At 43.2% G+C, this 17944-nt stretch carries 15 protein-coding genes; 11 read left to right on the top strand and 4 right to left on the bottom strand.

Annotation, left to right across the window (positions count from 1 at the left end; all coding sequences use genetic code 11):
- Positions 1-6: 6 nt before the first annotated feature.
- A complete protein-coding gene (locus tag I588_RS08255; RefSeq protein ID WP_245569551.1) occupies positions 7-771 on the top strand; it encodes an aspartate/glutamate racemase family protein in 765 nt (254 codons plus the stop codon).
- Positions 772-823: 52 nt separating this feature from the next.
- Here I588_RS08255 and I588_RS08250 read toward each other — a convergent pair whose 3' ends face one another.
- Positions 824-1807 (bottom strand): LacI family DNA-binding transcriptional regulator, encoded by a 984-nt coding sequence (locus I588_RS08250; protein ID WP_010755500.1) that lies wholly within the window; start codon positions 1805-1807, stop codon positions 824-826.
- Positions 1808-1819: 12 nt separating this feature from the next.
- Entirely contained in the window at positions 1820-3316 is a 1497-nt protein-coding gene (locus I588_RS08245) for a sucrose-6-phosphate hydrolase (RefSeq protein WP_010755501.1), read from the bottom strand.
- Between the two features lie 218 nt (positions 3317-3534).
- On the opposite strand from I588_RS08245, the gene I588_RS08240 reads away from it, so the two are divergent.
- The gene (locus I588_RS08240; RefSeq protein WP_010755502.1) at positions 3535-5487 is read left to right on the top strand and encodes a sucrose-specific PTS transporter subunit IIBC; all 1953 of its coding nucleotides are present in this window, start codon (positions 3535-3537) and stop codon (positions 5485-5487) included.
- Positions 5480-7111 (top strand): glycoside hydrolase family 13 protein, encoded by a 1632-nt coding sequence (locus I588_RS08235; RefSeq protein ID WP_010755503.1) that lies wholly within the window; start codon positions 5480-5482, stop codon positions 7109-7111. The genes I588_RS08240 and I588_RS08235 overlap by 8 nt, the downstream gene beginning before the upstream one ends.
- Positions 7112-7156: 45 nt before the next feature.
- Here I588_RS08235 and I588_RS08230 read toward each other — a convergent pair whose 3' ends face one another.
- A complete protein-coding gene (locus I588_RS08230) occupies positions 7157-9328 on the bottom strand; it encodes an alpha-galactosidase (RefSeq protein WP_010755504.1) in 2172 nt (723 codons plus the stop codon).
- 90 nt (positions 9329-9418) lie between these two features.
- Here I588_RS08230 and I588_RS08225 point away from each other — a divergent pair, with 90 nt between their 5' ends.
- From I588_RS08225 to I588_RS08215, 3 genes are all read left to right on the top strand, one after another.
- Positions 9419-10252: a helix-turn-helix domain-containing protein gene (locus tag I588_RS08225; RefSeq protein WP_010755505.1), complete on the top strand. Its 834-nt coding sequence runs from the start codon at positions 9419-9421 to the stop codon at positions 10250-10252.
- A gap of 4 nt (positions 10253-10256) precedes the next feature.
- Positions 10257-11129: an ROK family protein gene (locus I588_RS08220; protein ID WP_010755506.1), complete on the top strand. Its 873-nt coding sequence runs from the start codon at positions 10257-10259 to the stop codon at positions 11127-11129.
- A 71-nt stretch (positions 11130-11200) separates the two neighbouring features.
- The gene (locus I588_RS08215; RefSeq protein WP_010755507.1) at positions 11201-11626 is read left to right on the top strand and encodes a heme-binding protein; all 426 of its coding nucleotides are present in this window, start codon (positions 11201-11203) and stop codon (positions 11624-11626) included.
- Positions 11627-11715: 89 nt separating this feature from the next.
- On the opposite strand, the gene I588_RS08210 is transcribed toward I588_RS08215, so the two are convergent.
- A complete protein-coding gene (locus I588_RS08210) occupies positions 11716-12339 on the bottom strand; it encodes a hypothetical protein (protein ID WP_010755508.1) in 624 nt (207 codons plus the stop codon).
- A gap of 256 nt (positions 12340-12595) precedes the next feature.
- Between I588_RS08210 and I588_RS08205 the strand changes: the two genes are divergently transcribed.
- The 5 genes from I588_RS08205 (at position 12596) to I588_RS08185 (ending at position 17929) form a co-directional block, all read left to right on the top strand.
- Complete coding sequence (locus I588_RS08205) at positions 12596-15202, top strand: sigma 54-interacting transcriptional regulator (RefSeq protein WP_010755509.1); 2607 nt, start codon at positions 12596-12598, stop codon at positions 15200-15202.
- Positions 15203-15347: 145 nt separating this feature from the next.
- Entirely contained in the window at positions 15348-15776 is a 429-nt protein-coding gene (locus I588_RS08200; RefSeq protein WP_010755510.1) for a PTS sugar transporter subunit IIA, read from the top strand.
- Positions 15777-15794: 18 nt separating this feature from the next.
- Positions 15795-16286, top strand: coding sequence for a PTS sugar transporter subunit IIB (locus tag I588_RS08195; RefSeq protein ID WP_010755511.1), 492 nt, complete (start codon positions 15795-15797; stop codon positions 16284-16286).
- An 18-nt stretch (positions 16287-16304) separates the two neighbouring features.
- Positions 16305-17111 carry a PTS sugar transporter subunit IIC gene (locus I588_RS08190; protein WP_010755512.1) on the top strand — a complete coding sequence of 269 codons (807 nt, stop codon included), beginning with the start codon at positions 16305-16307 and terminating at the stop codon, positions 17109-17111.
- The gene (locus tag I588_RS08185; protein ID WP_010755513.1) at positions 17108-17929 is read left to right on the top strand and encodes a PTS system mannose/fructose/sorbose family transporter subunit IID; all 822 of its coding nucleotides are present in this window, start codon (positions 17108-17110) and stop codon (positions 17927-17929) included. Before I588_RS08190 ends, I588_RS08185 begins: the two co-directional genes overlap by 4 nt.
- The last annotated feature ends 15 nt before the right edge of the window (positions 17930-17944 follow it).

Below are 17944 nucleotides of genomic sequence, written 5' to 3'. Positions count from 1 at the left end.
GGACAAATGATGCATTGGAGAGGGACCTTGAACAATCCGAATGAACTTCAGGGGGTTCATCAAGTGCCGGCTGCGCCGTTTGCTGGTTATGCAATCGGGATTATTGCTGTGAACCTAAACTATCCTAAACTTCCGGGAAATGTAGCCAATGCCACAACATTTCCTTTTCCCGTTTTGTATGAGGTGGTTGAGTTTGAGATTGAAGAACTCTTTGCTGGAGCTGCTGCAATTGAGGCACAAATTATAGCTGCTGCTAAAAAGTTAGCGGATTGTGGTGTCCGAGCAATTGTTGGGGCATGCGGCTATTTTGGGCATTTCCAACAGGCAGTGGCAGAGGCTGTAGAGATTCCCGTTTTTATGTCTAGCATTAGTCAGGTACCTTTGATTAAGCTAGGCTTGAAAAAGCAGCAAAAAATTCTCACCTTGGTAGCTAGTGGAGAGGATGTGAGTCCAGCATTTTTCCGCAAATCAGGTGCACAGCTGGAAGATTGTTTAATTTGCGAAATTGGTTCTTTAGAAAGCTTTGCTCCGATCCGTTGGGGCAAAACGCAGCTGGACAACCAACAGTTGACACAGGATTTGGTGACAATGATTCAGAATCAGCTAGCAGAGCATCCTGAGATTGGAGCAATCTTATTGGAATGCAGTGACTTGCCACCCTATGCTTGTGCATTGCAGCAGGCAACCGGACTCGCTGTGTTTGATTTTATTACTTTGATTCATTGGGTATACAGCAGTGTGGTGCAGCGGCCGTATTATGGTCATTTTTAAATAGATAAAGGCAAAAGCGAGAAAATCACTCTTCTGATTTTCTCGCTTTTTTCTAGGTTGTTCTGCCCTGAATCAGCTTCACTGGCAGGGAATAATGCTGTTCCAATTTTTTATCAGGAGTGGTAATCCGTTGAATCAGCAAATCCACCAGCAAATCAGCAAAATCAGAAATCGGCTGCGCAATTGTTGATAATTGCGGGAAATAATTCTGAACGAATTTGGTCCCGTCGTAGCCGATTAGCTTCAGGTCTTCTGGAATTGAAATCTGCATTTCCTGGCAAATGTTATAAACTAGAATGGCCGTTAAATCGTCGGTACAGAAGAGACTATCCAGGTCTTCTTTTTCTAAAATTCGTTTAATTTCCAATGTCTTCAAAGCCATCGAGCTGGCTCGGGAATCAATGGTGAAAATACGAGGCGCCAACTCTTTTTCCTGCAGCAGCTGTTCATACCCCTCCAGCCGCCCGTTGGTAGGAGAGTTGGATTTTAAACTACCAGTTAAAATACCGATTTTGCGACAGCCTCGCAGATATAAGTTTTCGGTTGCCAGATAGCCGCCGCGGAAGTTGTCGCTGCCGATAATCGGAATACTTTCCGACAGGTAGCGGTCAAAGGAAACAATCGGCAGACCGATGTTTTCATATTCCTTGATCCCAAGGTTGTGAGCACCGGCAATGATACCATCCACACGATTGGCTGCCAGCATATTAATATAGGCCCGTTCCTTTTCTTTGTTGTTGGCACTGTTGCAAAGAATTGTTTTGTAGCCTTGCTCGAACAACGTGGTTTCCAGTTTATCCACTAATTCGCCAAAAAAAGGATTCGAAACCGTTGGGAAAATGAGCCCAATCAGCTGGGTGTTTTTTCCTTGCAGGGAACGGGCGAGAGAATTGGGCTGATAGTTTAACTCCTCCATAGCTGCCTGAACTTTATCAATGGTTTTTTGACTTAATGATCCGTAGTTATTAATGACACGGGAAACCGTTGTAGGGGAGACCCCGGCTTTTTTAGCAACATCGGTTAATTTAATTGCCATTGCTTGTACTCCTTAGTCGTTTTTCATCTTGCGCAAACGCCAGAAATCACCTGTATAAGAACCTGCTCCTTCAATCAATACTGATTCCTCTCCTTCGCCAGGAAAGACTCGAGCGGTAACAACCTGTTGCCCACCGTTGATAAATAATTCGCAAACGGATTGGTCAACTAAGAGCTGCAAGGTAAGCGGCTGATTCTTTTCGACGGAAACAGAACGCGTAGTTCCGTACTCTTCAGCAAAAGGACTGCCAGCGTTTGTGCGATCCACCTTAATCATACCATTTTTTGTGTCAAAATCGATAACCATCGAGTGATTCAATGACTGATCAGCAAACAAATGCAGCTTTCCTTGACTGTCAGCAGGGAAATCCAAAATCAGCTCGTAGCAGTTGTTCGTTTTTGCTAGTAAAGTTGTTGGCTGCGGTGTTAATTCGCCAGCAAGCATTGTATGCTCTTGACGTAATTCGGCCTGTTCCTTAACAGGTGTTTGATACAAATGGCCGTTTTTCAATTTCAGTTCTTTGACGATACTTAAGCAGTGGGCCCAGCCTTCCTGATCACTAGGATAAGCAATCTCAGGCATCCCAATCCAGCTGACAGCTAACGCCCGTCCATCTGGAGCATTAAATGCTTGAGTCGCATAAACATCAAAGCCTTCGTCCAGATTTTTCAAGGAAGTTGGTTGTGTAAGAGCCAGTTTTTCGGTATCAAATTCTTTAGCAACAATATAAGTATTTGGGTAGATAGTTTGATAATCCAACACTTCTTTGTCTAAGCCTTGTGGACAGAAAAGAAGTACTGGTGTTTCTTCAATGAACACTAAATTGGGACATTCCACCATGAAGCCCATGGATTCGTTAGTAAAGTGCAGCTCACCTTGAAATATTAGGTTTTCTAGGCTGTCTCCAGAATAAGCTAAAACTTTTCCTTCCGACTGATCAGTTTGAGCACCGATCAAGAGCCAGTATTGATTTTGATACTTGAACACCTGCGGATCACGAAATTCATGCGTATAACCCTTTGGCGGAGCCGGAATAAAAGGCTTGTCAGCTTTCGTGATTTCTCCTTGTGGATTCATTTTTGCCAGCATTTGATAAGACTTACGCTGCCAGTTTTGATCGCGTACATTTCCAGTGTAGGCCAGCACCAGCTCACCATCCACGACAATTCCAGAGCCAGAGTAGACACCATGACTGTCATAAGCCATATCGGGTAAAAGAGCTAATCCTTCTGAGTGCCAATCAATCAAATTGTTAGAAGTAACGTGGTACCAGGATTTCACCCCATGCACTGGTCCCATCGGGTAAGCTTGATAGAAAAGATGCCATTGTCCATTAAAATAGGAGAAGCCGTTGGGATCATTTAACAGGCCGCTTTCAGGTTGAATGTGATAATGTTGTCGCCACTTAGAATGGTTCACTGTTTCAGTCAGCAGCTGCTTATACTGTTTGTCCCATTGATAATAAGGCTGATAGCGCAGTTCGTCGGTCCAATTCTTGATTAATTCCATTTGTAAGCTCCCCTTTTAGAAAACGTATTCCTTTGCTATTAAGATACTGTATCTACATAAAAATGTCAAACGTATATCATTTTTGATCACCTTATGATTATTGGTTCATTTTGGATTTAGAGATTTTCTAAAAATAATTTTGTTAAACGTTTGACATTTGGTGAATATCTTTGTATGATTAGGATGAAAAAAGCGATTACATGGGAAGGAGCATAATTATGAATCATCAAAAGGTAGCACAAGAGGTAAACAAAGCCGTTGGGGAGGGCAACATTCAAGCCGCTGCTCACTGTGCCACTCGGTTACGTTTAGTATTAAAGGATCCCAGCAAGGTTGATCAGGCTGCTTTGGACAATAACGAGGACGTTAAAGGAACCTTTGAAGCTAACGGACAATTTCAAATTATTATTGGACCAGGAGACGTAAATAAGGTGTATGCCGAATTGGTTAAGTTAACCAATGTAAAGGAAGCATCTACAGAGGACTTGAAAGCTGTAGCAGCAGAGGGGAAAAAGACTAACCCAGCGATGGCCTTTATCAAGGTATTATCTGATATTTTTGTTCCAATTGTCCCAGCTTTAGTTGCTGGTGGTCTGTTAATGGCGATCAACAATGTTTTGACATCACCTAATCTGTTTGGCCCACAATCAGTCGTTGAAATGTTTCCTAACATTAAAGACGTTGCCAGTATTATTAATCTATTGTCATCAGCACCTTTTGCTTTCTTGCCGATCTTAGTTGGTTTCTCTGCTACCAAACGCTTTGGCGGAAACGGTTATCTTGGGGCCGCAATGGGGATGGCGATGGTGATGCCTGATCTGATTAATGGTTATGGGGTTGCTAATGCGATTACTGAAGGTACCATGCCTTACTGGAATATTTTTGGTTTAGAGGTTGCCCAAGCCGGCTATCAAGGTTCGGTATTACCAGTCTTGGCCGTTTCATGGATATTGGCGACCTTGGAAAAATTCTTCCATAAAAAAATCTCAGCAGCTTTTGATTATACGTTTACACCAATGTTAGCACTTATTATTACTGGATTTTTGACCTTTATTATTGTTGGACCGGTGATGCGTACGGTTTCTGATGGTTTAACGGACGGCTTAGTGTGGCTATATCAAACGACCGGCGCAGTTGGTTTAGGAATCTTCGGTTTGTTCTACTCACCGATTGTAATTACCGGCTTGCACCAAAGCTTCCCGGCGATTGAGACGACCTTGCTGGCAGATGTTGCTCGAACTGGCGGATCCTTCATTTTCCCAGTTGCTTCCATGGCTAATATTGCACAAGGAGCAGCAACCTTAGCGATTTTCTTTTTAACTAAAAATGAGAAGCAAAAGAGCTTGGCTTCTTCCGCTAGTATCTCAGCTTTATTAGGAATCACCGAGCCGGCTATTTTCGGAATCAACTTGAAGATGAAATTTCCTTTTATTTGTGCCATGATTGCTTCTGGGATTGCCAGTGTATCGTTAGGAATTTTCCATGTATTGTCCGTTGCAATGGGACCAGCCAGTGTGATCGGGTTTATCTCCATTGCGCCTAAATCCATTCCATTCTTTATGATTGGTGTTGTAATCAGCTTCGTGCTTGGTTTTGCTTTAACCTTTGTTTACGGCAAAAAGAAAATGGAGGTTCCCGCAACAGAAACAACAGACGACAAAGCTGCGGTTGCAATTAATGAGAACCCTGATCAAGCAGCAGTGCTCCATGATGAAGTCTTAGCTACTGCGGTTGCGGGAAAAGTGGTTCCTTTAAAAGAAGTCAATGATCCCGTATTTTCAACGGAAATGATGGGTAAAGGAATCGCAGTTATTCCTGAAGACAATCAAGTATTCGCACCCGCAGATGGCGTATTAACGGTAATGTATGACTCGAAGCATGCTTATGGGATTCAATCAGATAATGGTGCGGAAATTTTGATCCATATCGGTATTGACACGGTTAACTTGGCGGGCAAATTCTTCACCACCAATAAAAAACGAGGTGAACGAGTCAAGAAAGGCGAATTATTGGGAACCTTTGATCGAACAGCAATCAAGGAAGCTGGCTACGATGATACAGTAATGCTGCTGGTTACGAATACTGCGGCTTATGGAGAAGTAGCTGACTTAGATAAAGCGCAGGTTTCTGCTGGCGATGATTTGGTAGCAGTGAGTGTAGCGTATGAATAATCCTTGGTGGCAAGAAGCAGTCATTTATCAAGTGTATCCTCGCAGTTTTCAAGATAGCAACAACGATGGAATTGGCGATCTGAATGGTATTACCCAACGGCTAGATTATCTAGCCCTCTTGGGTGTAGATGCTCTGTGGTTGAGCCCTGTTTATCGTTCGCCTAATGACGATAACGGTTATGATATTAGCGACTATGAAGCCATCGGTCCAGAATATGGCACGATGGAGGATATGGATCGGCTGATTGAAGAAGCTAAAAAAAGCCAGATTAAAATTGTGATGGACTTAGTGGTGAATCATACCTCAGATGAACACCCTTGGTTTCAAGAGGCGCTAAAAGGACCAGACAATCCTTATTATGATTTTTATGTCTGGCGTAAAGGTGTTGATGGTGGCCCACCCAATGATTTACAGTCGAATTTCACCAGCTCAGCATGGACCTATGTACCTCATTTGGATGAATACTATTTGCATCTTCATTCGAAAAAACAGCCGGATTTGAATTGGGAAAATCCTAAGATGAAGCAGGCAATTTGGGATATGATGAATTATTGGTTAGCCAAAGGGATTGGCGGCTTTCGCCTAGATGTAATTGATTTAATTGGGAAAGAGCCGGATCGTGGTATTACTAAAAATGGTCCCAAGCTGCACGAGCTATTGCAGGAAATGAACCAGAAAACCTTTGGTAAATACGATGTTCTGACTGTTGGGGAAACCTGGGGAGCAACCCCTGAAATTGCGGAGCTGTATTCGGGGCCTGAACGGAATGAATTGTCGATGGTTTTTCAATTTGAGCATATTAATTTAGATAAACAGCCAGGAAAACGCAAATGGGATTTGAAGGCGTTAGACCCGCAGGAGCTGCATGACGTATTTTCTAAATGGCAGATTCAATTGGATCAAAAGGGCTGGAATTCGCTGTTTTGGAACAATCATGATCTGCCGCGAATTATTTCTCGCTGGGGGGATGACTCACCGAAGTTCCGGGAATTGAGCGGCAAGATGCTGGCGATCTATCTGCATTTCATGAAGGGAACACCTTATATTTATCAAGGTGAAGAAATTGGGATGATCAACTACCCGATTCAATCGATTGATGAAGTGGACGATATTGAAAGCATTCGGACTTACAATCACCGTGTGGCAGAAGGCTATCCGGTAGAAGACGTGATTGCTTCGATTAATGCTAAGGGACGAGATAACGCGCGTCATCCAATGCAATGGAATCAGCAGACCAATGCCGGCTTTAGTGAAGCAGAGCCTTGGTTGCCGGTTCATCCTGATTATCCAACGATCAATGTGGAAGCAGCGTTGGCAGATAAAACGTCACTTTTCTACACGTATCAGAAACTGATTCAGCTAAGAAAACAGTACCAGGTGATTGTGTCAGGCAGCTATCAAGCTGTTGCTGCCAATAATCCTGAGGTGCTGGCTTATCGACGCTTTACTGGCAGTGAGGAAATCTTGGTAGTTGTTAATTTCTCTAAGGAAACCCAAAGCTATCATTTAGCAGATCAGGATTGGCAAGCAGCTGAAGAGCTGATCCATAACTATCCTGAAAGCTCTCAGCAATGGACGCAGCTGAAGCCGTATGAAGCATTCGCTGTGAAACGTAAGAAATAAAAAACTCCCTTGCAGCTGTTCAATGGCGGCAAGGGAATCTTTGAGTTAACACTTTTTCCAGTGGAAAAGCAGGGTCGCAAAATCTTCTTTAATTCGAGGAATAGTAATCCCAGCGTAGTTTAATTCAGCGCCTGAGATTTGTTGACCAGTTGCTAGATCTTGGTAAATTGCTTGATCTTCCAGGTAATGAGTTTTTAAATATTTAACTGGTACAGCTGGGCGAGCCAGACCATTAAAGTAGATCACAGCCGCTTCTTCCTTGTTGACAACCAGCCAGGCAGTCGCAAAAAATTCGTTGGCTGGCTGCAGACGGTAGAAGCGGCCAAACTGGAACAAGGAGCGATGCGCTTTGTAAAAAGTAATTTGCTGCGCAATTTCTGCCTGCTGGTTGGCTGGCAAATTCGTTAGATCCAGCTCGTAGCCGAAGTTGCCGCTCATAGCGATTAATCCGCGTGTTTGCAAATTGGTGATTCGTCCCACCTGGTGATTGGGAACCGGAGAAACATGCGCTCCCATCATAATTGGCGGATATAAGTAGCTGTAGCCATACTGAATTTGACTGCGGCAAAGGGCATCCGTGTTATCACTCGTCCAGGTTTGAGGCATGTAATGCATCATGCCGGGATCAAAACGTCCACCGCCGCTGGAGCAGTTTTCGAATAAGCATTCCGGATACTTGCTGGTAATTATTTCCAAAATCCGATAGAGGCCTAATACGTAGCGATGGGAAATTTCCTTTTGCTGATTCGCTGGAAAGGCTAGGCTGCCAACCTCAGTCAGATGCCGGTTCATGTCCCATTTAATGTAGTCAATTTTGCCCGTAGCTAAATAACTGCTTAACATCTCAATTAGGTAATCTTGAACAACCGTCTGGCTTAAATCTAAGACATATTGGCGCCGTCCTTCAGTCAGTGGATAATCAGGAACCTGCAGAGCCCAATCAGGATGCGTTTTAAACAGCTGACTGTTTCTTGAAATCATTTCTGGTTCGAACCATAGGCCAAACTGCAGGCCTTTTTGATGGATTTTATCAGCTAGTCCAGCAATCCCTTGGGGCAGTTTTTCTAGATTTTCCTGCCAGTCACCTAAAGAAGAGGTATCGTCGTTGCGTTGACCAAACCAGCCATCATCCAAGACAAACAATTCAATTCCAGTTTCTTTAGCAAGATCAGCTTGCCTTAACAGCTCGGTTTCATGAAAATCGAAATAATTAGCCTCCCAAGTATTCAGCAAAATCGGCCGTTCTTGTTTTTGCCAGGCTGCTGGAACTAAGTGTTGCTGATACAGGTCGTGAAAGGTTTGCGACATCCCGTTGAATCCAGCGGTTGAATAATTTATGACCACTTCTGGTGTCTGAAAGTCTTGTTTAGGTTCTAAGCGCCACTCAAAGGTTTCAGGCTGAATACCTAATTGAATCCGGCTGGAGCCATATTGCTCAACTTCAACCTGAGCGGCAAAGTTTCCGCTGTAGATAAAATGAAAGGCGTAAACTTCTCCCTGGAATTCATTGGTACTTGGATCAGCGAGCGCCAGAAATGGCTGGTGCTGAGGGCTGCTGGTTCCTCGAGAGCTTTCGATTTTTTGAATGCCAGCGTGCAGGGGCTGGCGTGAAAGATTTGCTTCATTCGTATGTGCGCCATTTAAAGTAATCAAATCAAACTGTGTGCTAGGCAGATCTAGCATCATGGAACCGGCATTTTCTAGAAAGACCGTGTTGGTTCCATGATTTTCAAAGCGAACACTACGGGTAATGACTGGCTGATCGTCATAAATAGAGTAAAGCAGCACCATTTCCAAATCTTGAACAGCATCATAGAGGGAAACTTCCAAGGTTGCGGCTTGTTCGCCACGTAAACTAGGCAGACCTGGTAATACGGGCTTGCCTGAAGTGATTTTATGGCTGCGATAAAAGAAATTAGTGACGTTTGAGCCGTTGGCGGAGCGAATTTGATAATTGCTGATCCGGTGATCGCCGTTTCCTTGAGTACTGGTCTCCATTGGCAGGGCATTTAGTGAAAAGCTTCGATCCAGCTCGTCAGGATTAGTGGCAAATCCGCGGTCAATCCGTTGAAGAGCATTGCTGCCGGTGTAAAAAGGCAAGGCGCTGCCAAAATAGCGATGAACTAGATAGCGGTCTTTCTCAATCCCTATGACATAACTGATTTGGGAATTGGTTAGATGGAAGAACTGTTTTTCGGAATCGTATAAAATGGGCATGAAATCTGCTCCCTTCTTCTGTATACTGTAAGAATAAGCAACGAATCGATTACAAACAAGACGAAATAATTGTAGGTATGAGGTAAAAAATTGCAAAACTATTTTTCGCATAATTATTACTATTTGGACCACTATTCGCTGCCCTATTTAAAAGGTGTCGGCTATGGGCATGGCAGTGAAAGCTATTATTGGGACAGTCGAAAACGCAAAGACAATTTGATCGTTCTGCAGTATACGTTGGCAGGGACGGGAACCTTTGAAACTGCGGATCAGACCTTTCGGCAGCAAGCTGGCAGCTTCTTTTTGGCGGAGGTTCCTGGGGATAGTCGGTATTATGGTCAAGTTGACTGGCAGTTTCTATTCTTTGAGTTTTCAAAAGATATTCTTCCGTGGTTCTATCCGATTAATCAAAGCCAACAGAAGGGCTCCCCCCATTTTCAGCAATTTTTATCGAACCTAGTAGAGGAGCTGAGGGCGTGTCCGGAATTGGCGTTTTTTTCCAACACTCAAGCTGCTTACCAATTGATTGTCGAGCTGAAAAAGGAGCTGCTGACGAAGAAAACGGAAGAACATCCGCTGGCTGAAAAAATAAAAACCTATTTAGAACAGCATTACCGAGAGCCGATTAGCTTAACGGATATCGAGGAGACTTTTCAGCTGTCTAAATACAAAAGTATTCGACTATTTGAACAGGCCTTTGACAGTTCCCCGATGGCTTACTTGAAAAGGTATCGCGTAATGCGAGCCCTGCCTTTCTTGCTTGAGGGGCAGCGAACGGTTGATGACATTGCTCAGCACGTGGGTTTTTCCAATGGCAACTATTTTGCTAAAGTGTTTAAGATGGAGCTGGGAATGACTCCTAGCGACTATCAGAAAAATAAACAATTATTTACAGAGACAGCAATTAATCAAAATGAGGAGTGACAACATGGTATACGGATCTATTGAAGCAGGCGGCACCAAATTTGTTTGTGCCATTGGTGACGGCGATTTAAACATTACAAAACGAGTGAGCTTCCCAACTACCACCCCTGATGAAACCATGAAGCTGGTGATTGATTTCTTCAAGGAATATCAGACGGAATTAGAAAGTATCGGAATCGGATCCTTTGGGCCAATTGATATTCATCGCGATTCACCAACCTATGGCTATATTACTTCAACCCCGAAGCTGGCCTGGCAGAACTTTGATTTTGTCGGCACTTTGAAAAAAGAGTTCGACATTCCGATGGCATGGACAACTGATGTAAATGCGGCGTGCTATGGGGAATACATTGCTGGCGAAGGAAAAGGATATTCTAGTGTGGTTTATTATACTGTTGGAACGGGTGTTGGCGGTGGTGCGCTGCAAGACGGCGTCTTTGTGGAGGGCTTCAGTCATCCAGAAATGGGACACATGCTGGTGCGCAATCATCCAGACGATTCCTTTGAAGGCAATTGTCCTTTCCATAAAACCTGTCTAGAAGGCATGGCGGCAGGTCCAGCAATGGAAAAACGTGCAGGCAAAAAAGGGCAGGAATTAGCGGCAGATGATCCGAACTGGGAGATCGAAGCTTATTATTTGGCTCAATGTGCTTACAATACTACCTTGATGTTGTCACCAGACAAGATTATTTTAGGTGGCGGAATCATGAAGCAGAAACAATTATTGCCTAAGATTTACCAAGCCTTTGAAGAGCTGATGAAGGGCTATGTGAAAACACCGAAGCTGGAAGAATATATCGTAACACCAGAATTGGGAGATAATGCCGGGACTGTAGGATGTTTGGCTCTGGCGAGAGACAGCAAATTACATTCATAAAAATAGGTCGCTAAACGTTAGTTAGCTAACGTTTAGTGGCTTTTGTTTTAAAAAAAGAAGGAGGCAGTCGAATGGATAAACACCAAGTGATTCAAGATGAGCAAAAGGTAGTTTTTAACGAGTTTACACATGAGCTGGGTTTTAAGATTGCGCAGCGAATTATTGAAAAGGTAAAGGAACGTCAGCTAAAAAGCGTGGGTGTCCGAATTCTTTTCGACGACCTGCTGGTATTTCAATATTTAATGGATGGTAAAAGTGAAGACAATTGGCTAAAGCGTAAAGAAAAGACTGTGTTAGACAGTGGACATTCTTCGCTGTATGTCTTTTTTCATCAGGAGGATTACAAGGATTGGCTCAACGATGAGCAGTACGCTGTTTGTGGTGGCGGATTCCCAATAATTATTAATGATGAGGTTCGTGGTGTGATTGGAGTTTCAGGCTTGAAGCATGATGAAGACCATGCGCTATTGACCGAAACAGTTCGGGAGTTTATTTAGATAAAACAGCGCAAGAAACTGGGAAAGTCAGTTTCTTGCGCTGTTCATTAAAAATTTAGGTATATAGCTCGAAAAATGAGCAGTCTTTCTTAGTAACATTTTGAACAAGGTGTTAATCCTTGTGCTTGGGCTTCCTCCAGAGTTGCCGGATTGTACGTGCCGTTTCCGCATTTGTGGGTATGGTATTTACTGCCAGTCGGTGTTATATAGACCGTTGTTCCTTGAGCGGGTTGAGCAGCCTGTTGTGCTTGTGCTTCGGCGGCCGCCTGCTGTTGGGCAGCCGCTTCCTGGGCAATTCGCGCTTCTTCTGCTTTGCGCTGAGCCTCTGCTTGCTCGGCGGCAATTCGTTCTTCTTCGGCCCTTTTAGCAGCTTCGGCTTGTTCGGCAGCAATTCGTTCTTCTTCGGCTTTTTTAGCGGCCGCTTGCTCCTCTTCAGCTTTTTTAGCCGCAGCTTTCGCTTTTTCTTCTTCAGCCTTTTTAGCTTTGGCCTTCGCTTCTTTTGATTCTTTAGTTTCGGCCTGCTTTTCTTTCTCATAGGAATTGACGGTTTTTTCTAAGGAAGAAACCGTTTTTGTTAATTCCTTGTTTTCTTTTTCCAGTGACTCAATTGTTTGTGATTGTTGAGTGATGGTTTCCTCACTGTTGCCAGCTCCACAGCCTGTAAGAGTTAATCCCAAGGACAAAACCAACCCAAGCTTCAGTAACTTTTTCATTTTCTCCCTCTTTTCCCTCCGTTTTGGTTAGACGTTCCGTTCTTTTATTCATCCCTCCTATTTTTAATCATTTATTACTCCCCAGTAATGCTCTCACTAAAATAGTACTATATATATTGAATATATAATAGATGAATAACTGATCTTTTGAGGCTGTTTCATTCTAATTAATGGATATTTGCTGTAAATCTTGATTAGACAGTTGAAATCATTTTGTGTATGATCGTTTTAGACAGATCGTAAAGAGGGAAATAAGATGAGAAAAAGCGCAAAAGAACGAGTCTATGATTGTTTGATCCAATTGAATCAAAGCTTTGGGGCGGTTACTGCTGAGAAAGTGGCAGAACAGCTGGACATTTCCCGTCAAAATGCCAGCCACTATTTATCTCGTTTGTTAGAAGAAAGAGCAGTGGCTAAAATTCCTGGAAAGCCGGTTCGCTGGGAAGCAGACTTATCTGAAAATGGTCAGTTAAGCGAGCAGGAGGCGACGGTTTTTCGCAAGGTGATTGGCTACAACGGCAGCTTGAAGGAAGCCATCCAGCAGTGTATTGCTGCGGTAAAGTATCCGCCAAATGGATTAAGTGTCTTGATTACAGGTGATACCGGTGTGGGGAAAAGCTACTTAGCAAAGCAGATCCATGATTATGCTGTTGAACAGCAGGTTTTGGCGGAGGATGCACCTTTTGTTGTGCTGAACTGTGCGGATTATGCAGATAATCCGGAATTGTTGGCAGCTACCTTATTTGGTTACAAGAAGGGTGCCTTCACAGGTGCTGAAAGTGATACACAAGGTTTGTTGGCTGCAGCTGATACAGGATATTTGTTTTTAGACGAAGTCCATCGCTTGTCTAAAGAAAATCAGGAAAAGCTCTTCTTGTTTATGGATAGCGGCAACTATCGACCAATTGGGGAAAATCAAGTTTGGTCCACTTCCAATGTTCGCTTCATTTTTGCCACGACAGAACGAAAAGAAGAGTATTTGCTGGATACCTTTGCACGCCGGATTCAATTATCTGTGGAGCTGCCACCCTTTCATAGTCGTCCGTTGATGGAGAAGCTGCATATGATCGAAACGTTCTTCCATCAGGAGGCGCAAACGATTCAACGGGATATTTTATTAACTAAGGAAGCCTTAACGCTTTTAGTTGCTCACGATTTTACCGGCAATGTTGGTGGGCTGAAGAATATTGTTAAGATCAGCTGTGCCAGTGTTTTTAGTCGGGAGCTGGGGCCGGTCTTGCGAATTTCGGAGCAAGAACTTGCTCAGCTGCTGGAGCTGCCTCATTTGAAGAACGATGTCTTGTTTACTGAAGATGTTCTAGTAGAATGGCAGAAGAACTTGAGCTATTTTTCTGAAGGCTTTACGTATGAAAAGCAGCTGCAGGTGATTGTTGATGCAATTAATCAGGGCTTGGAAGTAAATGAAGGACCGATCAAACGTGAAGTATTAGAGCTGTTAGCACAGGTCAATCAAGCTGGAACGACGAAATTGCAAAAATTATTGTCGGCCACTTATCAATATTTATGGAATCGGATCGTAATGAAAAAGTATGGACTGGTAAAAAGCGGAGCGGCTGGCAGCACGAGCAGCGTCTTCTTTTCGCATATCGCTTATTCAAACCAGGAGCTTCAAGGGGCGATTAAAGTTCTAACCAAGAATTACCCCCGTTCAGCTCATGTTGCGGAGCAGTTTATCGCAGCTTTGCCTAAACAAACCTTTCAAGAGCGGCAGCAGCTGTTGTTGATTTTGATTCTTGTTTTGTCTGATTATGTGGATGAGAAAATTGAGCTGAAGGGCTTGCTGCTGGCTCATGGAGAAAGTACCGCCACCAGTATCCAGTCAGTAGTCAATCAGCTGTGTGAAAATTATGTTTTTGAAGCATTGGATATGCCAGTAGAAAGTAATGTGTCAGAGCTGGTGGAGCAAACCAAATCCTTTGTCCATAAGCAAGTGAATACGGATAGCTTAGTTTTGATTGTGGATATGGGCTCGTTGAATCAAATTTATACCCAAATCAAAAATGACCTGAAGGGCGAACTGCTGCTGATTAATAATTTGACTACCTCGATTGCCTTAGATATCGGCTTGAAGATGTCGATTAATGCTCCTTTTGATCGGATTGCTGAAGATGCCAATGCGAACTATTCGATTAATGTCCAGTACTTTGAAGGCTTTGCTAAAAAGAGCAACATTATCATCTCCTGCATGTCAGGGCTAGGAATTTCCGATAAGCTGAAGGATATTTTCCGCGAGCATTTGTCCTCCAGTAATTTAGAGGTTTTTACCAAGGAGTACAAAGAGCTGAAAACACTGATTAATCAAAACGAAGAAAATTACTTTAACAAAACCAAGCTGGTGATTACTACATCTGATTTGCCTAAATCCTTTGCTATCGACAATATCAACATCTACAATGTTTTGGATGAAAAGGGTGGTCAGCAGCTGGAGGAATTATTAAGCGAGGAGATGAACCCGCAGGAATTCCAGCGTTTGATCGAGGAGCTGGTGAAGTTCTTCTCCTTTGAAGGAATTGCCGATCGATTGACCTTTTTGAATCCGGCTTTGGTAATGGGAGAAGTCGAATCCGCAGTAGCCAAGTATGAAAATTATTACCAGTTCAAACTGCATGGCAAGGTGAAGCTGAATCTTTACATGCACACAGCCTTAATGATTGAACGTTTATTTTTGGCTCGCACTGAGAAAACAGAGGATATCTTGCCAGAAATGTCTAAGGAAGCGGAGGAATTTCATTATGTTTCCCGCAGTATTTTTCAGCCGATGGAGATGAAGTTTAACTTCAAGGTCACGGCTTATGAGATTTCGCTGCTGTATGAGCTGCTGGGACCATTCATCGAAAAATAAGTGTCTAAGGATGTGTCTAATCTGCCATAATGAGATTAGACACATCTTTTTTTGACGAAAAAAGCCTATTAAATCAAGGAAATAAAAAGTTGGCACAGGACTTGCTTTATAGAAAAGTGAAATGTAGAAGGAAGGAATTAAGCCTATGAAGAAACTATTGATCGCCTCCCATGGCGATTTGGCAAAGGGGATGCTGAGCAGCATACAAATGATCACTGGATCAACGGCAGGCATTACTACGATAAATGCCTATCAAGAAGGCGTTGATTTGGATGGGGAATTAACAGGCTTCATCCAAAGTGTAGAAGCAGCTGATGAAGTATTTGTTTTTACTGATTTGTATGGAGGCAGTGTGAACCAGAAAATTACGGAACGTTTCATGCGAGAGGGGTTGGCGATTCGCATTATCAGCGGATTTAATTTCCCTGTGATTTTGGAAATTTTACTGGGACCAGAAACGATTACTTCAGAAATGTTGGAGGAAATGATTGAAAAGTCGCGGCGTGAATTACAAATGAATGTATTGGATCCGCAGCTGGTAATTGAAGATGCAGAAGAAGATTTTTTTAGCTAAAAAATAGGAGGAAACAAGATGATTACAGCAGTACGTGTAGATGAACGATTGATTCATGGACAGGTAGCCATGACCTGGACAAAGACATTGAATTTGGATGGCTTAGTAGTAGCCAGCGATGAGGCAGCAGAAAATGATATTCAAAAGATGACCTTGAAAATGGCGGCACCCGCTGATGTGCGAACGATTATTAAATCGGTAGACGGCGCTATTCAGCTGTTGCAAAATCCCCGATCACAGGAAATGCGTTTGATGGTATTAGTGCCAACGGTTAAGGATGCCGTCAGAGTGGCTAAAGCTTTTCCTAATCAAATTGAGTTTATGAATGTGGGTAATGCCGGTAAAATGACGCCGCCTTCGCCAGATAAAAAGCTTTTGACGAAAGAAGTAATGCTGACGCCTGATGAGATTACTGCTTTGGGGGAATTGATTGAATTGTATCCTGAGACGGTTTTTCAAGCGACACCAGTAATGGAAAAACGCTTAGCCAAAGATGTGTTAGCAAATTAAAAAAGGAGAGATGAAAAAATGTACGATGCTTTTGTAGTAGCACTCGCAGTCTTTATTGGCGTTGCGGGTCATGAAATGTTTGGAATGGCGATGCTGAGTCGACCGATTGTCGTTGCTCCTTTAGCCGGTGCTTTGATGGGAGATGTGCAAACTGGGTTAATTGTTGGTGCTTCATTAGAGGCGATTTTTATGGGAGTGGTCAATATTGGGATCTCCAGTACGGCTGAACCTTCCTTGGCTGCCGGCTTAGCGACTGCTTTTGCAATTAAAATGGGTGGAAACATAGATGCCGTTATTCCGTTAGTCTTTCCATTAGCTGTTTTAGGCTTGCAGCTGATGAATATGATTTTCTCCTTTGTTTGTGGGCCGATGGCCGCTAAATTTTTAACCTTAGCCAAAGAAAACAATCAAAAGGGTGTCATTTCACTGCACTTCTTCATGTGGGTTGTCCACTATGCGCTGTATGCTCTTATTCCTTTCTTTGCTGTATTGTTTGGCGCAGATGTAGTGAAGGCTGTTTTAGACAATATTCCTGAGGTTATTATGAACGGCTTGACGGTTGCTGGAAATCTGCTGCCAGCGGTTGGTATGGCGATGCTGTTACGGATGCTTTGGAGCAAATCGATCGCTGTTTGGTTCTTCTTAGGTGTGGTATTGATGGCCTATTTCGAATTACCGTTAATTGCAATTGCAGTAATCGGTGCGATCATCGCCATTGTTATTGCCCAAAGAGATATGCAGCTGAAAAAAGCACCTGCACCACAAGCTGAAGGACCTGCTGGATCGGTGGGATTAGATGCAGAAGAGGAGGAATTTTTCCAATGAAATTAGGACAAACGATTACTAAAGAAGAGAAAAAGCTAGTCACTAAAATGTTTTGGCGCTCGATGACCATGTACGCTTCAGTCAATCCGGTTACCATGGGAGGCGGCGGTTTCGCATATTCCATGATGCCGTTTATCAATCATTTCTACAAGGATGAGGAACAAAAAGCGGCTGCCTTGGAACGTCACACCCAGTATTTTTCTACCACGATTCCTTGTGCCTCGTTTATTATGGGAATTGCGGCTTCGATGGAAAAGGAAAATTCAGAAAAAAGCGGCTTTGATGTAGAAAGTATCAATGCGATTAAGACGAGCTTGATGGGTCCTTTAGCCGGAATTGGCGATTCATTGTTTTGGGGTGTTTGGCGTGTAGTATCAGCTGGGCTGGCGATTAACTTAGCGAATGCGGGGAATATTTTCGCTCCGATCATCTTTTTAGTTATGTTCAATATTCCTAACTACGCCATGCGTTATTATGGTGGATTGCTGGGGTATTCGCTGGGTTCGAAATATATTGAAAAAATGTATGCCAACGGGTTGATTGAAATTTTGACTAAAGCGGCTAGTATTTTAGGCTTAATCATGGTGGGGGCGATGACCATCAGTATGGTGAATTTCAATACGATTTTAACCTTCTCTATGAAGGGAGAAGAAATCATGAATGTCCAGGAAGTACTGGACAGTATCTTTAAAGGGATTATCCCATTGGCAATCACGCTAGGCTGCTTTAAGCTGTTGGATAAAAAAGTGGGCGTAATCAAAATGATTTTCGGTATCGTGGTATTAGGTATCGTACTTTCCTTCTTAGGAATTGCCTAAAATGTAATGAGATGA

It is taken from the genome of Enterococcus pallens ATCC BAA-351 (genome assembly GCF_000407485.1).
Classification (GTDB): domain Bacteria; phylum Bacillota; class Bacilli; order Lactobacillales; family Enterococcaceae; genus Enterococcus_A; species Enterococcus_A pallens.
Note: the sequence above shows the minus strand (reverse complement) of the source record. Positions and strands in the feature narration are given on the sequence as shown.

What these genes read in the sequence shown, in the direction of transcription:
- I588_RS08210 (WP_010755508.1), bottom strand. Translation starts at nt 12,339, where the DNA reads ATGAAAAAGTTACTGAAGCTTGGGTTGGTTTTGTCCTTGGGATTAACT.
- I588_RS08190 (WP_010755512.1), top strand. Translation starts at nt 16,305, where the DNA reads ATGTACGATGCTTTTGTAGTAGCACTCGCAGTCTTTATTGGCGTTGCG.
- I588_RS08235 (WP_010755503.1), top strand. Translation starts at nt 5,480, where the DNA reads ATGAATAATCCTTGGTGGCAAGAAGCAGTCATTTATCAAGTGTATCCT.
- I588_RS08195 (WP_010755511.1), top strand. Translation starts at nt 15,795, where the DNA reads ATGATTACAGCAGTACGTGTAGATGAACGATTGATTCATGGACAGGTA.
- I588_RS08205 (WP_010755509.1), top strand. Translation starts at nt 12,596, where the DNA reads ATGAGAAAAAGCGCAAAAGAACGAGTCTATGATTGTTTGATCCAATTG.
- I588_RS08200 (WP_010755510.1), top strand. Translation starts at nt 15,348, where the DNA reads ATGAAGAAACTATTGATCGCCTCCCATGGCGATTTGGCAAAGGGGATG.
- I588_RS08250 (WP_010755500.1), bottom strand. Translation starts at nt 1,807, where the DNA reads ATGGCAATTAAATTAACCGATGTTGCTAAAAAAGCCGGGGTCTCCCCT.
- I588_RS08215 (WP_010755507.1), top strand. Translation starts at nt 11,201, where the DNA reads ATGGATAAACACCAAGTGATTCAAGATGAGCAAAAGGTAGTTTTTAAC.
- I588_RS08245 (WP_010755501.1), bottom strand. Translation starts at nt 3,316, where the DNA reads ATGGAATTAATCAAGAATTGGACCGACGAACTGCGCTATCAGCCTTAT.
- I588_RS08220 (WP_010755506.1), top strand. Translation starts at nt 10,257, where the DNA reads ATGGTATACGGATCTATTGAAGCAGGCGGCACCAAATTTGTTTGTGCC.
- I588_RS08230 (WP_010755504.1), bottom strand. Translation starts at nt 9,328, where the DNA reads ATGCCCATTTTATACGATTCCGAAAAACAGTTCTTCCATCTAACCAAT.
- I588_RS08240 (WP_010755502.1), top strand. Translation starts at nt 3,535, where the DNA reads ATGAATCATCAAAAGGTAGCACAAGAGGTAAACAAAGCCGTTGGGGAG.
- I588_RS08185 (WP_010755513.1), top strand. Translation starts at nt 17,108, where the DNA reads ATGAAATTAGGACAAACGATTACTAAAGAAGAGAAAAAGCTAGTCACT.
- I588_RS08255 (WP_245569551.1), top strand. Translation starts at nt 7, where the DNA reads ATGATGCATTGGAGAGGGACCTTGAACAATCCGAATGAACTTCAGGGG.